This window comes from Phreatobacter sp. (genome assembly GCF_052440005.1).
Classification (GTDB): domain Bacteria; phylum Pseudomonadota; class Alphaproteobacteria; order Rhizobiales; family Phreatobacteraceae; genus Phreatobacter.
Genome location: NZ_JBQVQL010000037.1, coordinates 25,955 through 42,435 on the forward strand (window position 1 = coordinate 25,955; position 16,481 = coordinate 42,435).

General features: G+C 68.9%; 18 protein-coding genes and 1 tRNA gene. 9 read left to right on the forward strand and 10 right to left on the reverse strand.

All coding sequences use genetic code 11. The annotated features are described in order from the left end of the window. Nucleotides 1-68 precede the first annotated feature (68 nt). Nucleotides 69-806 carry an outer membrane protein gene (locus tag ACT6XY_RS11055; protein ID WP_444748394.1) on the forward strand — a complete coding sequence of 246 codons (738 nt, stop codon included), beginning with the start codon at nt 69-71 and terminating at the stop codon, nt 804-806. A gap of 124 nt (nt 807-930) precedes the next feature. Here ACT6XY_RS11055 and ACT6XY_RS11060 read toward each other — a convergent pair whose 3' ends face one another. From ACT6XY_RS11060 to ACT6XY_RS11070, 3 genes are all read right to left on the reverse strand, one after another. Continuing rightward, nucleotides 931-1,353 (reverse strand): hypothetical protein, encoded by a 423-nt coding sequence (locus ACT6XY_RS11060; RefSeq protein ID WP_444748395.1) that lies wholly within the window; start codon nt 1,351-1,353, stop codon nt 931-933. A gap of 195 nt (nt 1,354-1,548) precedes the next feature. Further along, the gene (locus ACT6XY_RS11065) at nt 1,549-1,746 is read right to left on the reverse strand and encodes a hypothetical protein (RefSeq protein ID WP_305577195.1); all 198 of its coding nucleotides are present in this window, start codon (nt 1,744-1,746) and stop codon (nt 1,549-1,551) included. A 43-nt stretch (nt 1,747-1,789) separates the two neighbouring features. After that, nucleotides 1,790-1,864, reverse strand: a tRNA-Gly gene (locus ACT6XY_RS11070). 195 nt (nt 1,865-2,059) lie between these two features. Between ACT6XY_RS11070 and ACT6XY_RS11075 the strand changes: the two genes are divergently transcribed. The 4 genes from ACT6XY_RS11075 (at nt 2,060) to ACT6XY_RS11090 (ending at nt 6,073) form a co-directional block, all read left to right on the forward strand. After that, complete coding sequence (locus ACT6XY_RS11075; protein ID WP_444748396.1) at nt 2,060-3,391, forward strand: cytosine deaminase; 1,332 nt, start codon at nt 2,060-2,062, stop codon at nt 3,389-3,391. A gap of 4 nt (nt 3,392-3,395) precedes the next feature. Next, nucleotides 3,396-4,859 carry an FAD-binding oxidoreductase gene (locus tag ACT6XY_RS11080; protein ID WP_444748397.1) on the forward strand — a complete coding sequence of 488 codons (1,464 nt, stop codon included), beginning with the start codon at nt 3,396-3,398 and terminating at the stop codon, nt 4,857-4,859. A 19-nt stretch (nt 4,860-4,878) separates the two neighbouring features. After that, nucleotides 4,879-5,460, forward strand: a complete 582-nt coding sequence (locus tag ACT6XY_RS11085) for an NAD(P)H-dependent oxidoreductase (RefSeq protein ID WP_444748398.1) — start codon at nt 4,879-4,881, stop codon at nt 5,458-5,460. Nucleotides 5,461-5,566: 106 nt separating this feature from the next. Further along, on the forward strand, nt 5,567-6,073 hold the full coding sequence (locus tag ACT6XY_RS11090) for a MarR family winged helix-turn-helix transcriptional regulator (protein ID WP_444748399.1): 507 nt from the start codon (nt 5,567-5,569) through the stop codon (nt 6,071-6,073). 6 nt (nt 6,074-6,079) lie between these two features. On the opposite strand, the gene ACT6XY_RS11095 is transcribed toward ACT6XY_RS11090, so the two are convergent. The 5 genes from ACT6XY_RS11095 to ACT6XY_RS11115 form a co-directional block, all read right to left on the reverse strand. Next, nucleotides 6,080-6,958, reverse strand: coding sequence for an NAD(P)-dependent oxidoreductase (locus ACT6XY_RS11095; RefSeq protein WP_444748400.1), 879 nt, complete (start codon nt 6,956-6,958; stop codon nt 6,080-6,082). Between the two features lie 90 nt (nt 6,959-7,048). Further along, entirely contained in the window at nt 7,049-7,984 is a 936-nt protein-coding gene (locus ACT6XY_RS11100) for a carbohydrate ABC transporter permease (RefSeq protein WP_444748401.1), read from the reverse strand. A 63-nt stretch (nt 7,985-8,047) separates the two neighbouring features. Further along, nucleotides 8,048-9,013: a carbohydrate ABC transporter permease gene (locus tag ACT6XY_RS11105; RefSeq protein ID WP_444748402.1), complete on the reverse strand. Its 966-nt coding sequence runs from the start codon at nt 9,011-9,013 to the stop codon at nt 8,048-8,050. 86 nt (nt 9,014-9,099) lie between these two features. After that, nucleotides 9,100-10,416, reverse strand: coding sequence for an ABC transporter substrate-binding protein (locus tag ACT6XY_RS11110; protein ID WP_444748403.1), 1,317 nt, complete (start codon nt 10,414-10,416; stop codon nt 9,100-9,102). A 106-nt stretch (nt 10,417-10,522) separates the two neighbouring features. Further along, a complete protein-coding gene (locus tag ACT6XY_RS11115; RefSeq protein ID WP_444748404.1) occupies nt 10,523-11,587 on the reverse strand; it encodes an ABC transporter ATP-binding protein in 1,065 nt (354 codons plus the stop codon). A gap of 248 nt (nt 11,588-11,835) precedes the next feature. On the opposite strand from ACT6XY_RS11115, the gene ACT6XY_RS11120 reads away from it, so the two are divergent. Beyond that, the gene (locus ACT6XY_RS11120; protein WP_444748405.1) at nt 11,836-12,801 is read left to right on the forward strand and encodes a 2-hydroxyacid dehydrogenase; all 966 of its coding nucleotides are present in this window, start codon (nt 11,836-11,838) and stop codon (nt 12,799-12,801) included. Between the two features lie 3 nt (nt 12,802-12,804). On the opposite strand, the gene ACT6XY_RS11125 is transcribed toward ACT6XY_RS11120, so the two are convergent. Together ACT6XY_RS11125 and ACT6XY_RS11130 are read right to left on the reverse strand one after the other, a co-directional pair. After that, complete coding sequence (locus ACT6XY_RS11125; RefSeq protein ID WP_444748406.1) at nt 12,805-13,254, reverse strand: NfeD family protein; 450 nt, start codon at nt 13,252-13,254, stop codon at nt 12,805-12,807. A 1-nt stretch (nt 13,255) separates the two neighbouring features. Beyond that, nucleotides 13,256-14,236, reverse strand: a complete 981-nt coding sequence (locus ACT6XY_RS11130; RefSeq protein ID WP_444748407.1) for an SPFH domain-containing protein — start codon at nt 14,234-14,236, stop codon at nt 13,256-13,258. 321 nt (nt 14,237-14,557) lie between these two features. On the opposite strand from ACT6XY_RS11130, the gene ACT6XY_RS11135 reads away from it, so the two are divergent. The 3 genes from ACT6XY_RS11135 to ACT6XY_RS11145 all read left to right on the forward strand — a co-directional run. Next, nucleotides 14,558-15,520 (forward strand): metal ABC transporter solute-binding protein, Zn/Mn family, encoded by a 963-nt coding sequence (locus ACT6XY_RS11135; protein ID WP_444748408.1) that lies wholly within the window; start codon nt 14,558-14,560, stop codon nt 15,518-15,520. Nucleotides 15,521-15,529: 9 nt separating this feature from the next. Then, entirely contained in the window at nt 15,530-16,282 is a 753-nt protein-coding gene (locus ACT6XY_RS11140; protein ID WP_444748409.1) for a metal ABC transporter ATP-binding protein, read from the forward strand. A gap of 3 nt (nt 16,283-16,285) precedes the next feature. Next, nucleotides 16,286-16,481 (forward strand): metal ABC transporter permease (locus ACT6XY_RS11145; protein WP_444748410.1); only part of this gene is annotated, 196 nt, incomplete at its 3' end.

Consider the following 16,481-nt stretch of genomic DNA (forward strand, 5'->3'; position numbering starts at 1 on the left):
CTGCGGGGTCGCCCGGTATTATTGTCTTTTTCCAATGACAGCGGCGCGCGGCGCCGAAGGAGTTGCTGATGCGCAGGATCGTTTTCGCCGCCGTTGCGGCCATCGCTGTTTCCACAGGCGCGGCTCAGGCCGCCGATCTCGGCGCGGCCCGTGTCGCGGTGCCGGCCGCCATTGCGGCGCCGGTGTTCAACTGGACCGGATTCTATCTCGGCGCCCATGTCGGCTACGGCACGGGAACGGCGAACTGGACCTATCTGCCCGGCGGCGCCACCGTCTCCCCGCGTCCGGCCGGCATCTTCGGTGGCGGACAGATCGGCTACAACTGGCAGATCAACCAGGCGGTCCTCGGTCTCGAGGCTGACGTGTCGGCCGCCGGCTTCCGGTCGAGCCGTGCCTGCCCCGGCGCGGGCTTCACCTGCGAATCGCGCACCGACTTCCTCGCGACCTTCCGCGCGCGTGCCGGCTTCGCGGTCGATCGCGCCCTCATTTATGCGACCGGCGGCCTCGCCGTCGGCAGCCTGAAGAACCGCACGTTCGACACCGCGACGGGCGCCCTGTTCGGCACCTTCAACCAGACCCGCGTCGGCTTTGCGATCGGCGCCGGCCTCGAATATGCGGTGGCCCAGAACTGGACGGTGAAGGCCGAGTATCTCTACGTGAATTTCGGTGCCGGCACGCAGGCCCCGGGCGCGACCGCCCTGTCGCGGACGTCCGACGTGCGCATCCGCACGGACGTCCACACCGTGAAGATCGGCCTCAACTATCTCTTCGCCACCGGCCCTTCGGCTGTGGTCGCGCGCTACTGATCGCGCGCCGCGGCGGGCAGGGCGCCCGCCGCGGCCGTTCCCGAATCGACGGACCAGAAGCGACGAGAAGGGCGCAATCTCGCGAGGCGTCGTGCCTCGCATCGCGGCGTGCGGGAGCCGCCTGTCAGTTGCGTCGGCCGAAGACGATGGTGGCATCCGGCGAACGGGCTGGCGGCTGGAAATTGACCCAGAACCGGGCGGGGAGGCGCACGGGATCGCCGCCCGGATTGAATTCGAAATAGTTCTTTCGGTCCGTGGAGAAGCTGAGGCCCGCGCCCGAGTCCCTGCGAACGTTCACGTTCCAGCAGCTCTGTTGATAGCAGTAGGTGGCCCGCGTCGGCGTGTTGAACTGGATCCGGCTGACGTTGTTGGGATTATTCGTGGCCCGGTAGACGCCGTGCCACGTCCAGCGCCCCTCGTAATACTCCCGCCTCATGTCGATGGATTGGGCCGACGCGGTGGCCGATGCAAGAAGCAGCAGGGCGAACCCCGCGGAACCGCTCTGCCGCAACGCGCGGGCGCTCATGGTCGGGATACAGAACGGCATGCAGGTCCCCCGGCGTGCGGAATGGTCCGGACGGATGGGAGCGGCGAAATCCGGCCATCGCACTGCAAAATGACAAGCCGGGGGGACGGCCGTCAAGAGGCCCGCGAGGCGAGACGTCACATGCAGCGGAGGTAGCGGGGGGAGTGGCTTGGGCCGACAGACGCGAGAGCGCGAAGCAGCGCTGCGACGGGCGCCTCAGCTCACGCGCACGAAGCGGCGGATGCGCGAGCGGGGCTTGGCCACGCGGCGGGTGACGGTGACGCCGCGGGTGGAGACCTCGATGCGGCGGTCCTGCGTCGGCACGAAGAACCGGGCGGTTTCGGATGCGCCGTCCACTTTCAGAAAGTCGGCATCGTTGGCACGCATGATCGATTTCACCGAACCGAAGGTCATGCGAAACTCCCCGCCACGAACGGACGACCGCCTTGAAGAAAAATGGAGCGGGAGAAGGGATTCGAACCCTCGACCCCAACCTTGGCAAGGTTGTGCTCTACCCCTGAGCTACTCCCGCATCCGGGTACCCGCCAGCGCCTGGGCGCCGGGGGAGGGCGGTTCTATGCCAAAGGACGCCGGGGATTGCAATGGCCTGTTCCGACTTTTTTCGCGAGGCCTCTGCTGACCGTCGCGCATCCGGACTTTGACGGCCGGAAGGCGGCCCGCTATCCCCGTCGGGTGGCGCAGGCACGGCTGGGGCGGAGCTCAAGGGATGGGATCGGGTTTTCTCGCGCTGACCGCGGCGACGCGCTACCGGCTGATGGACGCGACGGTTCCTGCAAGCCTCGTCGATGGCCCCGGCGCCTGGTCGACTCGCGATGATCTCGTGCGCGCCGATATTCTCGTCCTCGACGGCGTCGTCGCCGGTGTGGACGCCGCCGGAACCGTGCCCACGGCACCGGGCGTCGTGCCGGTCCTCCTCGACGGGGCGATGGTCTTTCCCTGTTTCGTCGATGCCCATACCCATCTCGACAAGGGCCATATCTGGCCGCGCACGCCCAATCCCGACGGCACCTTTCCGGGAGCCCTCGCGGCGGTGGCTGCAGACCGGGCGGCGCACTGGTCCGCCGCCGACGTCGAGGCGCGGATGAGCTTCGCCCTGAAGTCCGCCTTCGCCTACGGCACCGCGGCCATCCGCACCCACATCGATTCGCTTCCCGCCCAGATCGAGATATCCTGGCCGGTCTTCGCGGCGCTGCGCGAGGCGTGGCGCGGCCGCATCGACCTGCAGGCCTCCTCGCTGTGCGGCATCGACGTCGCCGTGGAGGAGGGCTACCTGCCGCGCATCGCCGATGTCGCCAAGCGCTTCGGCGGCGGCCTCGGCTGCGTCACCTACATGTCGCCGAACCTCCCCGGCGGGCTGGAGGCAATCTTCCGCACCGCCCGCGAGGCCGGCCTGCCGCTCGACTTCCACGTCGACGAGACCCTCGACCCCGGCGCCCACTCGCTGCGCCTCATCGCCGAGGCTGCCATCCGCCACGGCTGGTCTTCGGCCGGGCTCGGCCGCATCGTCGTCGGCCATTGCTGCTCGCTCTCGGCGCAGCCGGAGGCCGAGGTCCAGATGACCCTCGACCGCGTCGCCGAGGCCGGTCTCGCAGTGGTGTCGCTGCCCATGTGCAACATGTACCTGCAGGACCGCCGCGCGGGCCTGACGCCGCGCCGCCGCGGCGTCACCCTGCTGCACGAGATGAAGGCGCGCGGCATCCCGGTGATGGTGGCGAGCGACAATACCCGCGACCCCTTCTACGCCTATGGCGACCTCGACATGCTGGAGACCTATCGCGAGGCGACGCGCATCCTGCATTTCGACCATCCGGTCGGCGACTGGCCGCGCGCCGCCACCGCGACGCCCGCGGAGGCCTGCGGCTTCGCCGGCCGCGGCCGCATCGCGCCGGGCACGGCGGCGGACCTCGTGGTCTTCCGCGGCCGCTGCTGGACCGAACTCCTGTCGCGCCCCCAGTCCGACCGCACGGTCATCCGCGCCGGGCGCGCCATCGACACCACACTGCCCGACTACCGCGACCTCGACACGCTTTGGAGCTGACCCCATGACGACAGGCGAGATGCAAACCGGCACGTCCACGGGCGAGACCCGGCCGCGCTACGACATCGACGGCCTGAAGGCGAAGCTCGCCGGCATCAAGACCGAGGACAATGCCAATCTCGTCCGCCAGAAGAGCCGCGACTTCTACTGGTACTCGCCGACGCTGAAGCGGCAGCTCGACCACGTCGTCGGCGACATCATCGTCGCGCCGGTCAGCGAGCAGGAGGTGGTGCGGGTGCTGGCCTCCGCCCACGAGCTCGGCATTCCCGTCACGCCGCGCGGCACCGGTACCGGCAATTACGGCCAGGCCATGCCGCTCTCCGGGGGAATCGTCCTCGACCTCTCCGGTATGAACAAGGTGCTCACCGTCCAGCCCGGCCGCTTCGTCGCCGAGGCCGGCGCCGTCATCGCCGACATCGACAAGGTGGCGCGGCCGCAGGCGCAGGAAATCCGCATGCACCCCTCCACCTATGCCACGGCCTCGGTGGGCGGCTTCATCGCCGGCGGCTCGGGCGGCGTCGGCTCCATCACCTGGGGCGGTCTTCGCGACGCCGGCAACGTGATCCGGCTGAAGGTCGTCACCATGGAGGCGAAGCCGCGCGTCCTCGAGCTCACCGGCGACGATCTCGCCAAGGTTGCCCACGCCTATGGCACCAACGGCATCATCACCGAGGTGGAGATGCCGCTCGGGCCCGCCTATCCCTGGACCGACCTCTTCCTCGGCTTCGACACCTTCGAGCGCGCGGCGGCCTTCGCCAACCTCCTCGGCGAGGCGGACGGCATCGCCAAGAAGAACGTCGCAGTCATCGCGGCGCCGGCGCCGCAGACCTATTTCCTGCGCCACCAGGACTACATGCGGCCGGGCCAGCACGTGGTCGTCGCGGTCGTCGCCGATTTCGCCGTCGATGCGGCGCTGAACCTCGCCGCCAAGGAGGGCGCGGAGCTGCTGCTACGCTCCGACAAGCTCGCCGACGAGGAGCGCCGCAAGCTGCCCCCCGGCTTCGAGCTGACCTGGAACCACACCACGCTCCGGGCGCTGCGCGTCGACCCGGCCATCACCTATCTCCAGGTGCTCTACCCCTTCCCCGACCAGGTGAAGCTGTCGGCCAAGCTGGAGGAGCGCTTCGGCGACGAGCTCATCAGCCATCTCGAATTCGTCCGCTTCGACGGCAAGGTGACCTGTTTCGGCCTGCCCATGGTGCGCTTCACCACCGAGGAGCGCCTCGAGGAGATCATGAAGATCCACGAGGACATGGGAGCGCCGATTTTCAATCCGCACCGCTACACGCTGGAGGAGGGCGGCATGAAGCAGACGGATGCCGTCCAGCTCGCCTTCAAGAAGGAGGCGGATCCCCAGGGCCTGCTCAATCCCGGCAAGATGATCGCCTGGGAGGACCCGAGCTACGACTACGCGGCCGGCGGGACCTTCCTGTTCAAGGGGCTCTCGGCCGAGGCCGGCAAGGCGTGAGGGTGCGGCGGTCCACCTGATGCGCGTCCTCGTCCTCTACTGCCATCCCAATCCGGAGAGCTACGGCGCGGCGCTGCACGGCGCCGTGGTCCGCAGCCTGACGGCGCGCGGCCATGTCGTGGATGACTGCGACCTCTACGCTGAAGGCTTCGACCCGGTGCTGAGCCGGCAGGAACGCCTCGGCTATCACGACCTCGCCCGCAACACCGATCCCGTCGCGGGCCACGTCCGGCGCCTGCGCGCCGCCGAGGCGCTGGTGCTCGTCTTCCCCGTCTGGAACTTCGGCTTTCCCGCGCTTCTCAAGGGCTATTGCGACCGCGTCTTCCTGCCCGGCGTCTCCTTCGGTCTCGTCGACGGGCGCACCCAGGGCATGCTCTCCAACATCCGCCGCATCGGCGTGGTGACGACCTACGGCGCCACCTGGATGCGGGCGACGCTGATGGGCAACCCGCCGCGCAAGTTCTGCACCCGCTCGCTGCGCGCCATCACCGGCTTCAGGGCCTCCGTCACCTACCGCGCCCATTACGACATGAACCGCGCGACCCCCGCCACGCGGAGCGCCTTCCTGACGCAGGTGGAGGCCGAGTTCGCCGGTTGGTGAGCCGGCTCGGGTATGTCACGCTCCCGTCACCATTGACGGCGAAACATGCGCCGGCTGCCGATGCGCGGCCGTCGGGGCGCCCATGTCCCGCCGAGGGGGGAATGGCATGACCAGGCCGAAGGACTCCGACAAGGGCTCGCGCGAACCCTACCGCAAGACGATCGGCGCCCACATCCAGCACGCCGCGCGCCTGCACCGCACGCTGGTGGCGCGCAAGCTCACCATCCTCGGTCTCTATCCGGGCCAGGAACAGGTGCTGAAGATCCTCGCCGAGGGCGGCGACATGACCATGGGCGAGCTCGCAGCGGCCCTGCGCGTGCGCCCGCCCACCGCCTCGAAGACCATCGGCCGTCTCGCGGCGCAGGGGCTCGTCGAGCGCCGCGGCGGCGGCTCCGCCGACGGCCGCCTCGTCCAGGTCGGCCTCACCGCCGCGGGGGTGGAGAAGTCGGAGGCCATCGACGACCTCTGGTTCGCCGCCGAGGACGAGATGCTGGCCGACATGGACGGCAAGGACGTCAAGCGCCTGCGCAAGCTGCTGCGCCGGATGGAGAAGACCCTGCGACCCCATGCCGAGGAGCAGCCCGACGACGACGACGAGGCCGAGGAGGCCTGAGCCGCCTCAGCTCTTCGGGCCGAGCGCCCGATAGGCCTCGATCACCAGCGCGTCGTCAGCCTTGCCGAGGCCCATGCCCGAGGCGGCGAGGAAGAGCTGGTGGGCGGCCGCCGCGAGGAACAGCGGCGCCCTGGTCTGGTGGCCGGCGTCCAGCACGATGCCGAGATCCTTGACGAAGATGTCCACCGCCGAGGTCACCGGCGGGTCCTCCATCAGCATGCGCGGGCCGCGATTGTTCAGCATCCAGCTGCCGGCAGCGCTGGAGCCGTAGATCTCCAGGAGGACCTTGGGATCGAGACCCGCCCGCTCGCCGAGGGCGAGAGCCTCCGCGGCGGCGGCGATGTGCACCCCGCAGAGCAGCTGGTTGATGGTCTTCACCATGGCGCCGTCGCCGGCCTTCTCGCCGACGCGGAACAGGCGCGAGCCCATGACCTTCAGCACCGGCTCCGCCGCGTCCAGCACGGCGGCCGCGCCCGAGGCCATGATGGTGAGCGTGCCGGCTTCAGCCCCGACGACGCCGCCGGAGACCGGCGCGTCGATGAAGCGGCGCTGGCTCTCCTCCACCTTGGCGCCGATGGCGGCGGCCCGCGCCGGCGCGCAGGTGGCGCAGAGCACGACGGTGGCGTCAGGCGCCAGCGCCTCGAGTGCCCCGGCTTCGAACAGCACGGCCTCCGCCTGGTCGGCGTTCACCACCATCAGCACCAGCATCGCGGCGCCGGTCGCGGCCTCTTTCGCCGAAGCGCAGGGCTCGCCGCCGTGCTCCTTCAGCCAGTCGAGGGCCGCCGGATTGAGGTCGGTGCCGCGGACCGTGTGGCCGGCCTTCACGAGGTTCGCCGCCATGGGGCGTCCCATGGCTCCGAGGCCGGCAAAGCAGATGGTGGTCATGGGCAAATTCCGGGCAGGGCGGTGAAACGATTCGCCTGACCGTCATGCCCGGTGGCGTGCCGGGCATCCACGGTTTTCTCTGAAGGGCCGCTATTCCTTCACGGCGCCCGTCATGGCCGAGACGTAGTGCTCGACGAAGAAGGCGTAGAGGATGACGAGCGGCAGCGAGCCGACCAGCGCGCCAGCCATCAGCGAGCCCCAGCGGAACACGTCGCCGTCGACGAACTCCGAGACGATGGCGGTCGGCACCGTCTTGTTGGGGTTCGAGGAGATGAAGGTCAGCGCGTAGATGAACTCGTTCCAGCAGAGCGTGAAGGCGAAGATGAAGGCCGAGATCAGGCCGGGGATCGCCAGCGGGATGATGATCTTGACCAGGATCTGCCAGCGGCTCGCCCCGTCGATCAGCGCACACTCCTCCAGCTCGTAGGGAATGGTCTTGAAATAGCCCATCAGCAGCCAGGTGCAGAACGGGATGAGGATGGTCGGATAGGTCAGGATCAGGGCGAAGGGCGTGTCGAACAGGCCGTACACGTGGATGATGGTCGACAGCGGAATGAACAGGATCGACGGCGGCACCAGATAGGCGAGGAAGATCAGGCCGCCGACCGACTGCGCGCCACGATAGCGGATGCGGGTGATGGCGTAGGCGGCCAGCACCGAGGCGACGATGGACAGGAAGGTGGCGCAGACCGCCACGAACATCGTGTTCCACAGCCAGGTCGGATAGTTCGATTCGAACAGGAGCTTGTAGAAGTGGCGGAAGGTCGGCTCGCTCACCCACAGCGGGTTGCCGCCGTGCAGGTCCAGGAGGTCCTGGTCCGGTTTGATGGACGTGATGAACATCCAGTAGAACGGGAAGAGCAGCACCACCACGATGATGAAGAGCGGGATGTAGACCGTCACGGTCTTGCGCGGCAGGCTCTCCAGATAGCTCATGCCCTCGGAATGGTCGTCCTTGGCGGTCGACCGGCCGATGGCGGCGAGGGCTGCGGTGGTCTTCGGATCGGTTCCGGCGGTGGCGGTCATGACAGGGCTCCGTCGGCGGGGGTCGGGCGGGCGGAAGAAGTGTGTGCTGCAGGGCTGAGGCGCTCAGTCATTGCTCTCACCCTGCTGCCACTTGCGGCGCTGCAGGCCGAACCAGGAGAACATGATGGCGGCGAGCAGGAACGGCACCATGGAGATGGCGATGGCGGCGCCCTCGCCGAGGTTTCCGCCGAGAATGCCGCGCTGGTAGGACAGCGTCGCCATCAGGTGGGTGGCGTTGACAGGGCCGCCGCGCGTCATCGCCCAGATGAGCTGGAAGTCGGTGAAGGTGAAGAGCACCGAGAAGGTCATCACCACCGCGATGATCGGGGTGAGCAGCGGATAGGTCACATAGCGGAAGTTCTGCCACTTCGTCGCGCCGTCCAGCGTCGCTGCCTCGTAGAGCGAGGGCGACACGGTCTGCAGGCCGGCTAGCAGCGTGATGGCGATGAAGGGGATGCCGCGCCAGATATTGGCGAAGATGACCACGCACTGGGCGAGGAAGGGGTCGCCCATCCAGTTGATCGGCGAGCCGCGGTCGATGATGCCCATCTTCACCAGTCCCCAGGTGATGACGGAGAACTGGGTGTCGAAGATCCACCAGAAGGCGACCGCCGAAAGCACGGTCGGCACGATGAAGGGGATGAGGACGACCGAGCGGATGAAGGCCTTGAAGGGCAGGTTGTTGTTCAGGAGCAGGGCGAGATAGAGCCCGATCGCGAATTTCACCGCCGAGGCGACGAAGGTGAAGACGATGGTGAAGACGAGCGCCCGGATGAAGTCGCTGTCGTCGCTCAGCCATTCGAAGTTCTCGAGGCCGACGAAGCGCCCCTCGCGGCCGATGCGCGCGTCGGTAAAGCTCATCCACAGGCCCTTGCCCAGCGGATAGACCAGGAAGAGCACCAGGAAGGCCATGGCCGGCAGCATGAACCAGAAGCCCAGCCAGTTGCGGTTGACCTTGAGCTGGTCCCACGCCGAGGGCTCCCGCACGGGCGGGCGCGCCGAGGGGCGGGCGAGGGCGGCATCGGTCATGATGGTCTCCGGACGGCTGCGGGATCGGGGGCGGCGAGCCGCCCCCGTCCTGTGATGATCTGCGGGCGGCGGTGCCGCCCGGCCGCTCAGCGATAGATGCGGCGCAGCTGACGCTCGGCGACGCGGATCGCGCCCTCCACGTCTTCCTTGCCGGTGCAGTGGTTGGCGAAGAGGTCGACCACGATGAAGTCGGCGATGGCGGTTGCCGCCTTCTCGTTGATCGGGCCGCGATAGCCGGCGGGGAAGGAACGCTTCGCCGACTCACGGAACACCTTCGCCTTGGGATCGGCGGTCCAGACCGGATTGTTGTCGTAGGCGTTGAGGAGGTGGGTCAGGTAGCCCTGCGCCGCCTCCAGCCACGGGTTGAAGTTCTCGGCTTCCAGGATGAAGGCCATGAAGGCCTTGCAGGCGTTCGGATAGCGCGAATAGGTCATGCCGAACATCGGGAAGGCGAGCTGGATCTCGGCCGGCTTGCCGATCGGGCCGATCGGCCAGAAGGCGTGGTCCATGTCGGCCGCGATCTCGCGCTGCTTGGCGTCCTGCGAGGCCTTGGCCGCGGCGTAGATGGAGATGCCGTTGGCCGTCAGCGAGATTTCGCCCGAGAGGAAGGCGCGGTTGTTGTTGGAGTCGTTCCAGGCCGCAGTGCCGGGGATGAACGTGTCCCAGAGCTCCTTGGCGTAGCGCAGGGCGGCGCGCGTCTCGGGCGAGTTGATCGTCACCTTCTCCTGCTCGTCCACCTGGGCGGCGCCGTGCGACCAGAGCAGCCAGTGGGCGAAGGCATTGCCGTCGCCGGTGGCGCGGCCCAGCGGGAAGCCGGAGGGCGTGCCCTTGGCCTTCAGCGCCTTGCAGAGCTCGAGGAAACCCTTGGTGTCCTGCGGGATCTCGTTGAAGCCGGCGGCCTTCACCATGGAGACGCGGTAGTTGATGTAGCCGCCGTTGACGGCCACCGGGATCGAGATCCACTTGCCGGCGGACTTGCCGTAGGCCTCGGCCAGCGGCACCCAGCCGCCGTACTTCTTGCCGAGATAGTCGGCGACGTCGGTCACCTCGAGGCACTTCTGCGGGAAGAGGTGCGGCACCGAATAGAGCGACCAGATGAGGTCGGGCCCGGTGCCGGTATTGGCGGCGACCGAGGCCTTCGGCTGCACGTCGTCGAAGCTCTCGCTCGACACGTTGACCCGGCAGCCCGTCGCCTGGGTGAAGGCGGCGACCATCTTGTTGAACTGGGCGTCTTCCGCCTCGACGAAGCGGCGCCAGCGCAGGAGGTTCAGCGTCGCGCCGGCCTCCGGCTTGAAGGGCGAGGCCTGGGCCCAGGCGCGGGCCCAGTCGGTGAGGCCGGAGCCGGTGAGGACGCCCGCGGCGGCGGCGCCCTTGACGAGTGTGCGGCGAGTGAAGGCAGTCATCAGGTTATCCTCCCATCAGGATCCGGAGCCCATCTTCGCCGTGGGCCTTGCCGGTTGTTTGTCGAAGCGGGTTTGCCCCGCCTGTTGGTTCGGGCTCCGCCCGGTTTCAGTGGCGCGCCAGCGTCTTGCCGGACTGCGCGTCGAACAGGTGCGTCACCCGGCGGTCGGTAGCGAGGCGGATCTTCTCGCCGGGCCTGAAGTCGTGGCGCTCGCGGAACACGGCGATGACCTCCTGGCCATCGAGCCGCGCCACCACCTGGATCTCCGACCCCGTCGGCTCGACCACGACCACCTCGGCTTCCGCCCCGGCCTCGTTGTCGATGAGGAAGTGCTCGGGCCGAATGCCGTAGATGGCCGGCGTATCGGCGGAGGCGGCCGGCGCGTTGCCGAGCGGCAGGCGGGCGCCGCCCTCCAGCACGAAGCTCTGGCCGTCAATCTTGCCGCGCAGGAAGTTCATGGCCGGCGAGCCGATGAAGCCGGCGACGAACATGTTGACGGGGTTGTCGTAGAGGTCGAGCGGCGCACCCATCTGCTCGACGATGCCGTCGTGCATGACGACGATCTTGTCGGCCATGGTCATGGCCTCGATCTGGTCGTGGGTCACGTAGACCGTGGTGGTCTTCAGCCGCTGGTGCAGCTCCTTGATCTCCGTGCGCATGGCGACGCGCAGCTTGGCGTCGAGGTTCGACAGCGGCTCGTCGAACAGGAAGACCTGCGGGTCGCGGACGATGGCGCGGCCCATGGCGACGCGCTGGCGCTGGCCGCCGGAGAGCTGGCGGGGAAACCGGTCGAGCAGGGCCCCGAGGTTGAGGATCTCGGCCGCGCGCTTCACCTTGGCGTCGATCTCGCTCTGGTCGGCGTTCCGGAGCTTCAGCGAGAAGCCCATGTTCGCAGCCACCGTCATGTGCGGATAGAGCGCGTAGTTCTGGAACACCATGGCGATGTCCCGCTCTTTCGGCGGCACGTTGTTCACCACGCGGTCACCGATGGCGATCTCTCCGCCGGTGATGTTCTCCAGCCCCGCGATCATGCGCAGCAGCGTGGATTTGCCGCAGCCGGACGGCCCCACGAGCACGACGAACTCGCCGTCCGCGATGGGGACGGAGACGCCATGGATAATCGCGGTCGAGCCGAAAGACTTGCGCACGTCGCGGATGTCGACGGATGCCATTCACGTTCCTCCCGTGGGCCACCTGGACCCTGCCTCCTGCCGCCGGCCCTTGACCTGGGCTCTGCGATCCGGTCCCGTGGGGCTACCGGTGCGGCATGAGGCTTGTTCGGCGGCCAGTGTGGCATGCGAAAATCGGAAATCAAGTGTGATCACGGCTCGGCACGGTTGAAATTCAATCGGTTGAAAACAGCGAACTTGCGCTGCTCATCAACGATGGCCGCCATGCGAGGGCCTGAGGGAGACGACCTATGACAAAGCCTGACCTGCTCATGACCGGTCCCATGATGCAGACCATCCAGGACCAGCTCGCCCAGCGGTTCACGGTCCACAAGCTGTGGGAATCCGCCGACAAGGAAGGGTTCCTGCGGCAGCTGGCGCCGAGCGTCGTCGCCTTCGCCTCGGGCAGCCACGTCGCCTGCGATCCGGCACTGATGGGCCGCTTCCCCGGCCTGAAGATCGTCTCGTCCTTCGGCGTCGGCTACGACCACGTGGACGCCGCCTGGGCCGGCCAGAACGGCATCGTCGTGACCAACACGCCCGACGTGCTCAACGAGGAGGTGGCCGACACCGCCCTCGGCCTCCTGCTCTGCACCATGCGCCAGCTGCCCCAGACGGACCGCTACCTGCGCGCCGGCAAGTGGCTGGAGAAGCCCTATCCGCTGACCGGCACGCTGCGCGACCGCAAGGTCGGCATCCTCGGCCTCGGCCGCATCGGCAAGGCCATCGCCCGCCGCCTCGAGGCCTTCAACCTGCCCGTCGTCTATCACGGCCGTTCCGAACAGCCGGACGTGTCCTACCGCTACTATCCCTCGCTGGTGGAGATGGCCCGCGACGTCAACGTGCTGCTGATCGTGGCGCCGGGCGGCGCGGCCACCAACAAGATCGTCAACCGCGAGGTGCTGGAGGCCCTGGGCCCCGACGGCATCGTCATCAACGTCGGCCGCGGCTCGGTCGTCGACGAGGCGGCGCTCGTGCAGGCGCTCCGGGACAAGACCATCCTCTCCGCCGGCCTCGACGTCTTCGAGGACGAGCCGCGGGTGCCCGCCGAGCTCATCGCCATGGACCACGTGGTCCTCTTCCCCCATGTCGGCTCGGCGTCGGTCTACACCCGCAACGCCATGGCCCAGCTCGTGGTCGACAACCTCGTCTCCTGGGCCGACGGCAAGGGGCCGCTCACGCCCGTCGCCGAGACGCCCTGGCCGCCGAAGGCGTGAGCGTCAGGCCGCCTCGACCAGGAGGACGGCGCCCTCGAAATCGGTGACGCGGACCCGGGCGCCGGCCGCAAGGTCCGGTCCGGTCACCAGCCAGACCGAGTCGGCGACGCGGACGCGTCCGCGTCCCGCCTGGATCGGCTCCTCCAGCACGAACTCGCGGCCGACCATCGCCTCCAGGCGGCGGTTGAGGTCGGGCTTGTCGCTGGTCGTGCCGTTGGTGGACTTCATCACCCTGACCCACCCGAACAGGCAGACGAGCGACAGCACGGCGAAGACGGCGACCTGGATCTGCCAGGGCGCCGGCAGGACGAGGAACACGGCGCCGGTGACGGCAGCCGCGATGCCGAGCCAGATGAGAAAGTAGCCAGGCACCAGGATCTCCGCCGCCATCAGCACGGCGGCGAAGGCGATCCAGCTCCAGGCACCCCAGGCGGCGAGGGTTGCGACGATCATCTCAGCCCCCGGCGCTGGGCACGCTGCCGCCGCGACCCGGCGGGCGGGGCGCCGGCGCGTCGGGGCCGAAGGCGGCCTTGGCGATCTCGCCGATGCCGGCGAGCGAGCCCAGGATCTGCGTCGCCTCGATGGGCAGGATCAGCGTCTTCTGGTTCGGCGACATGGCGAGGCCCTCCAGCGCCTTCAGGTATTTCTCGGCGATGAAATAATTCACCGACAGAGCGTTGCCGCCGGAGATGGCGGCGGAGAGCATCTCGGTCGCCTTGGCCTCCGCCTCCGCCTGGCGCTCGCGCGCCTCGGCGTCACGGAAGGCGGCCTCCTTGCGGCCCTCGGCCTCGAGGATCTGCGACTGCTTCTCGCCCTCGGCCCGCAGGATCTCCGACTGCCGCTGGCCCTCGGCCTCGAGGATGACGGCGCGCTTCTCGCGCTCCGCCTTCATCTGCCGGCCCATGGCCGCGACGAGGTCGGCGGGCGGCGCGATGTCCTTGATCTCGATGCGGTTGACCTTGATGCCCCAGGGCGAGGCCGCCTGGTCGACCACCCGCAGCAGGCTCTCGTTGATCGTGTCGCGGTTGGAGAGCAGCGCGTCGAGGTCCATGGACCCCATCACGGTGCGGATGTTGGTCATGGCGAGGTTCATCAGCGACAGTTCCAGCCGCGTGATCTCGTAGGACGAGCGCGCCGCGTCCAGCACCTGGAAGAACAGCACGCCGTCCACCGTCACCTTGGCGTTGTCCTTGGTGATGACCTCCTGGCTCGGCACGTCGAGCATCTGCTCCATGACGTTCACCTTGTGCCCGATCCGGTCGATGAAGGGCACGATGAGCCTCAGGCCCGGATGCAGCGTGCGCACGTAGCGGCCGAAGCGTTCCACGGTCCATTGATAGCCCTGCGGCACCGTCTTGATGGCGGCGAAGAGGAACAGGATCACCACGAGGGCGACGGCGATCAGCGCGATGTCGCTGCCGGCGAATGGGAACATGACGTCTCTCCGTTGCGGATGGGGACCCGGCGCGGGCGGGCTGGCGCCGGGGCCGCGAGGACCCGGCACTCCTTGAGGCGCCGACGGCCGGGGCCGCCGCCGTGACCGGCCCTCACTAGGCCTATCACGACCCGTCCAGGGAACCACCGTCCTATTGCACCGCCATGGCGCCGCGACCGGTGCGCTGTTTCGCGCCGGACCGCCTTGTTGCGAACGGATCGCAACTGACTTGACAGCACCGGGATCCGGCCTCACCTTAAATGCAAATGATTTGCAACAGCAGTGTTGCCTTATCCCCCCGGCCATGAGCACGTAACCGCGATGACCCACGACATCAGCCGCCGCATGCTTCTTGCCGCCGCTGCGGCGACCCTCGCCCCCGGCGCCGCCGGGGCGCAGGCCACCCGCCGGCCGACGGTCGTCACCACCACCGCCATGCTGGCCGATGCCGTGAGGATGCTGGCGGGCGAGCAGGTGGCGGTCGAGGCGCTGATGGGCGAGGGCGTCGATCCGCACCTCTACCGGCCGACCCGCGCCGACATCGTCAAGCTGACCCAGGCCGACCTCGTCGTCGCCCACGGGCTCGGACTGGAGGCGCAGTTCCGCGAGACCTTCCTGCAGCTGGCGCGCCGCCGGGCGCCGGTTCTCGCCGCCGAGTCCATCGCCCGCGACCGCCTGCTCAAGGACGAGGAGGTCGCCGACAAGCCCGATCCCCACGTCTGGATGGACCCCGCCCTCTGGGCCGTGGTCGTGCGGGCCGTTTCCGAAGCGCTCGCCGCCCTCGACCTCCCCGGCCGCAGCCGCATCGCCCCCGACCTTGCGCCGGTCCTGGCGCGGCTCGACACGCTCGGCGCCTATGCCGGCCAGGTGCTCGGGTCCATCGCGGCAGAGCGCCGCGTCCTCGTCACCGCCCATGACGCCTTCGGCTATCTCGCCCGGGCCTACGGCTTCGAGGTCCACGGCATCCAGGGCCTGTCGACGGAGAGCGAGGCGGGCCTCAAGGCCATCGAGGCGACGGTCGACCTTGTCGTGTCCCGCACCATCCCCGCGATCTTCGTCGAGAGCTCGGTCTCCGACCGCAACATCCGCGCCGTCATCGAGGGCGCCGCCCGCCGCGGCCATCGGGTCGTCGTCGGCGGCGAGCTCTTCTCCGACGCCATGGGCAAGCCGGGCACCTACGAGGGCACCTATGTCGGCATGATCGACCACAACGTGACGACCATGGCCCGGGCGCTCGGCGGCACCGCTCCCGAAAAGGGCATGTCCGGCCGGCTGACGGGCTGAGGCGTGGACATGCTGGCCCCCACGCCTCCCGAGGCCCTTGCCCCCGCCGTCGGCCGCCTGGCCGTCGAGGGGCTGACGGTCGCCTATCGCGGCGTGCCGGTGCTCATCGATGTGACATGGACGGCGCCCGCGTCGGGCCTTACCGCCATCGTCGGGCCGAACGGGGCGGGCAAGTCGACCCTCATCAAGGCCATTCTCGGCCTCGTACCCTCCACCGGGCGCGTCACCATCGGCGGCCAGCCGGTCGACGCCATGCGTGATGCCACCGCCTATGTCCCGCAGCGGGCGACGGTGGACTGGGACTTCCCCGCCACCGCCCTCGACGTCGTGCTGCAGGGCATGGTCCGGGAGCCCGGCTGGTTCCGCGGCTATGGCCGCGCCCGGCGCGAGCGCGCCCTCGCCCTCCTCGACCGCGTCGGCCTCGCCGATCTCGCCTCCCGCCAGATCGGCCAGATGTCGGGCGGCCAGCAGCAGCGCGCCTTCCTCGCCCGCGGCCTCGCCCGCAACGCCCGCATCCTCTTCCTCGATGAGCCGCTGGCCGGCGTCGACGCCGCCTCCGAGAGCATCATCCTCGACGTCTTCGACGACCTCGACCGCGACGGCCGCCTCGTCGTCTGCGTCCACCACGACCTCGGCACCGTCGCCGAGCGCTTCGCCGAGGTGCTGATCCTCAACCGCAAGGTCATCGCCGCCGGCCCCGTCGCCGAGGCCTTCACGCCGCAGAACCTCGCCCGCGCCTATGGCGTGCCGCTGGCGATCTGAGGGATGTCGCAGGTCCTCACCGATCTTCTCGCCGTGGCCACCTTCCAGGCCGGCTTCAACACGACCGTGGTCATGCTGGGCGCGGCGGCGCTCGGCTGCGCCGCAGGCGCCGCCGGCACCTTCGCCATGCTGCGCCGCCGGGCCCTCGTCTCTGACGCCGTCGCCCACGGCACCCTGCCCGGCATCGCCGCCGCCTTCC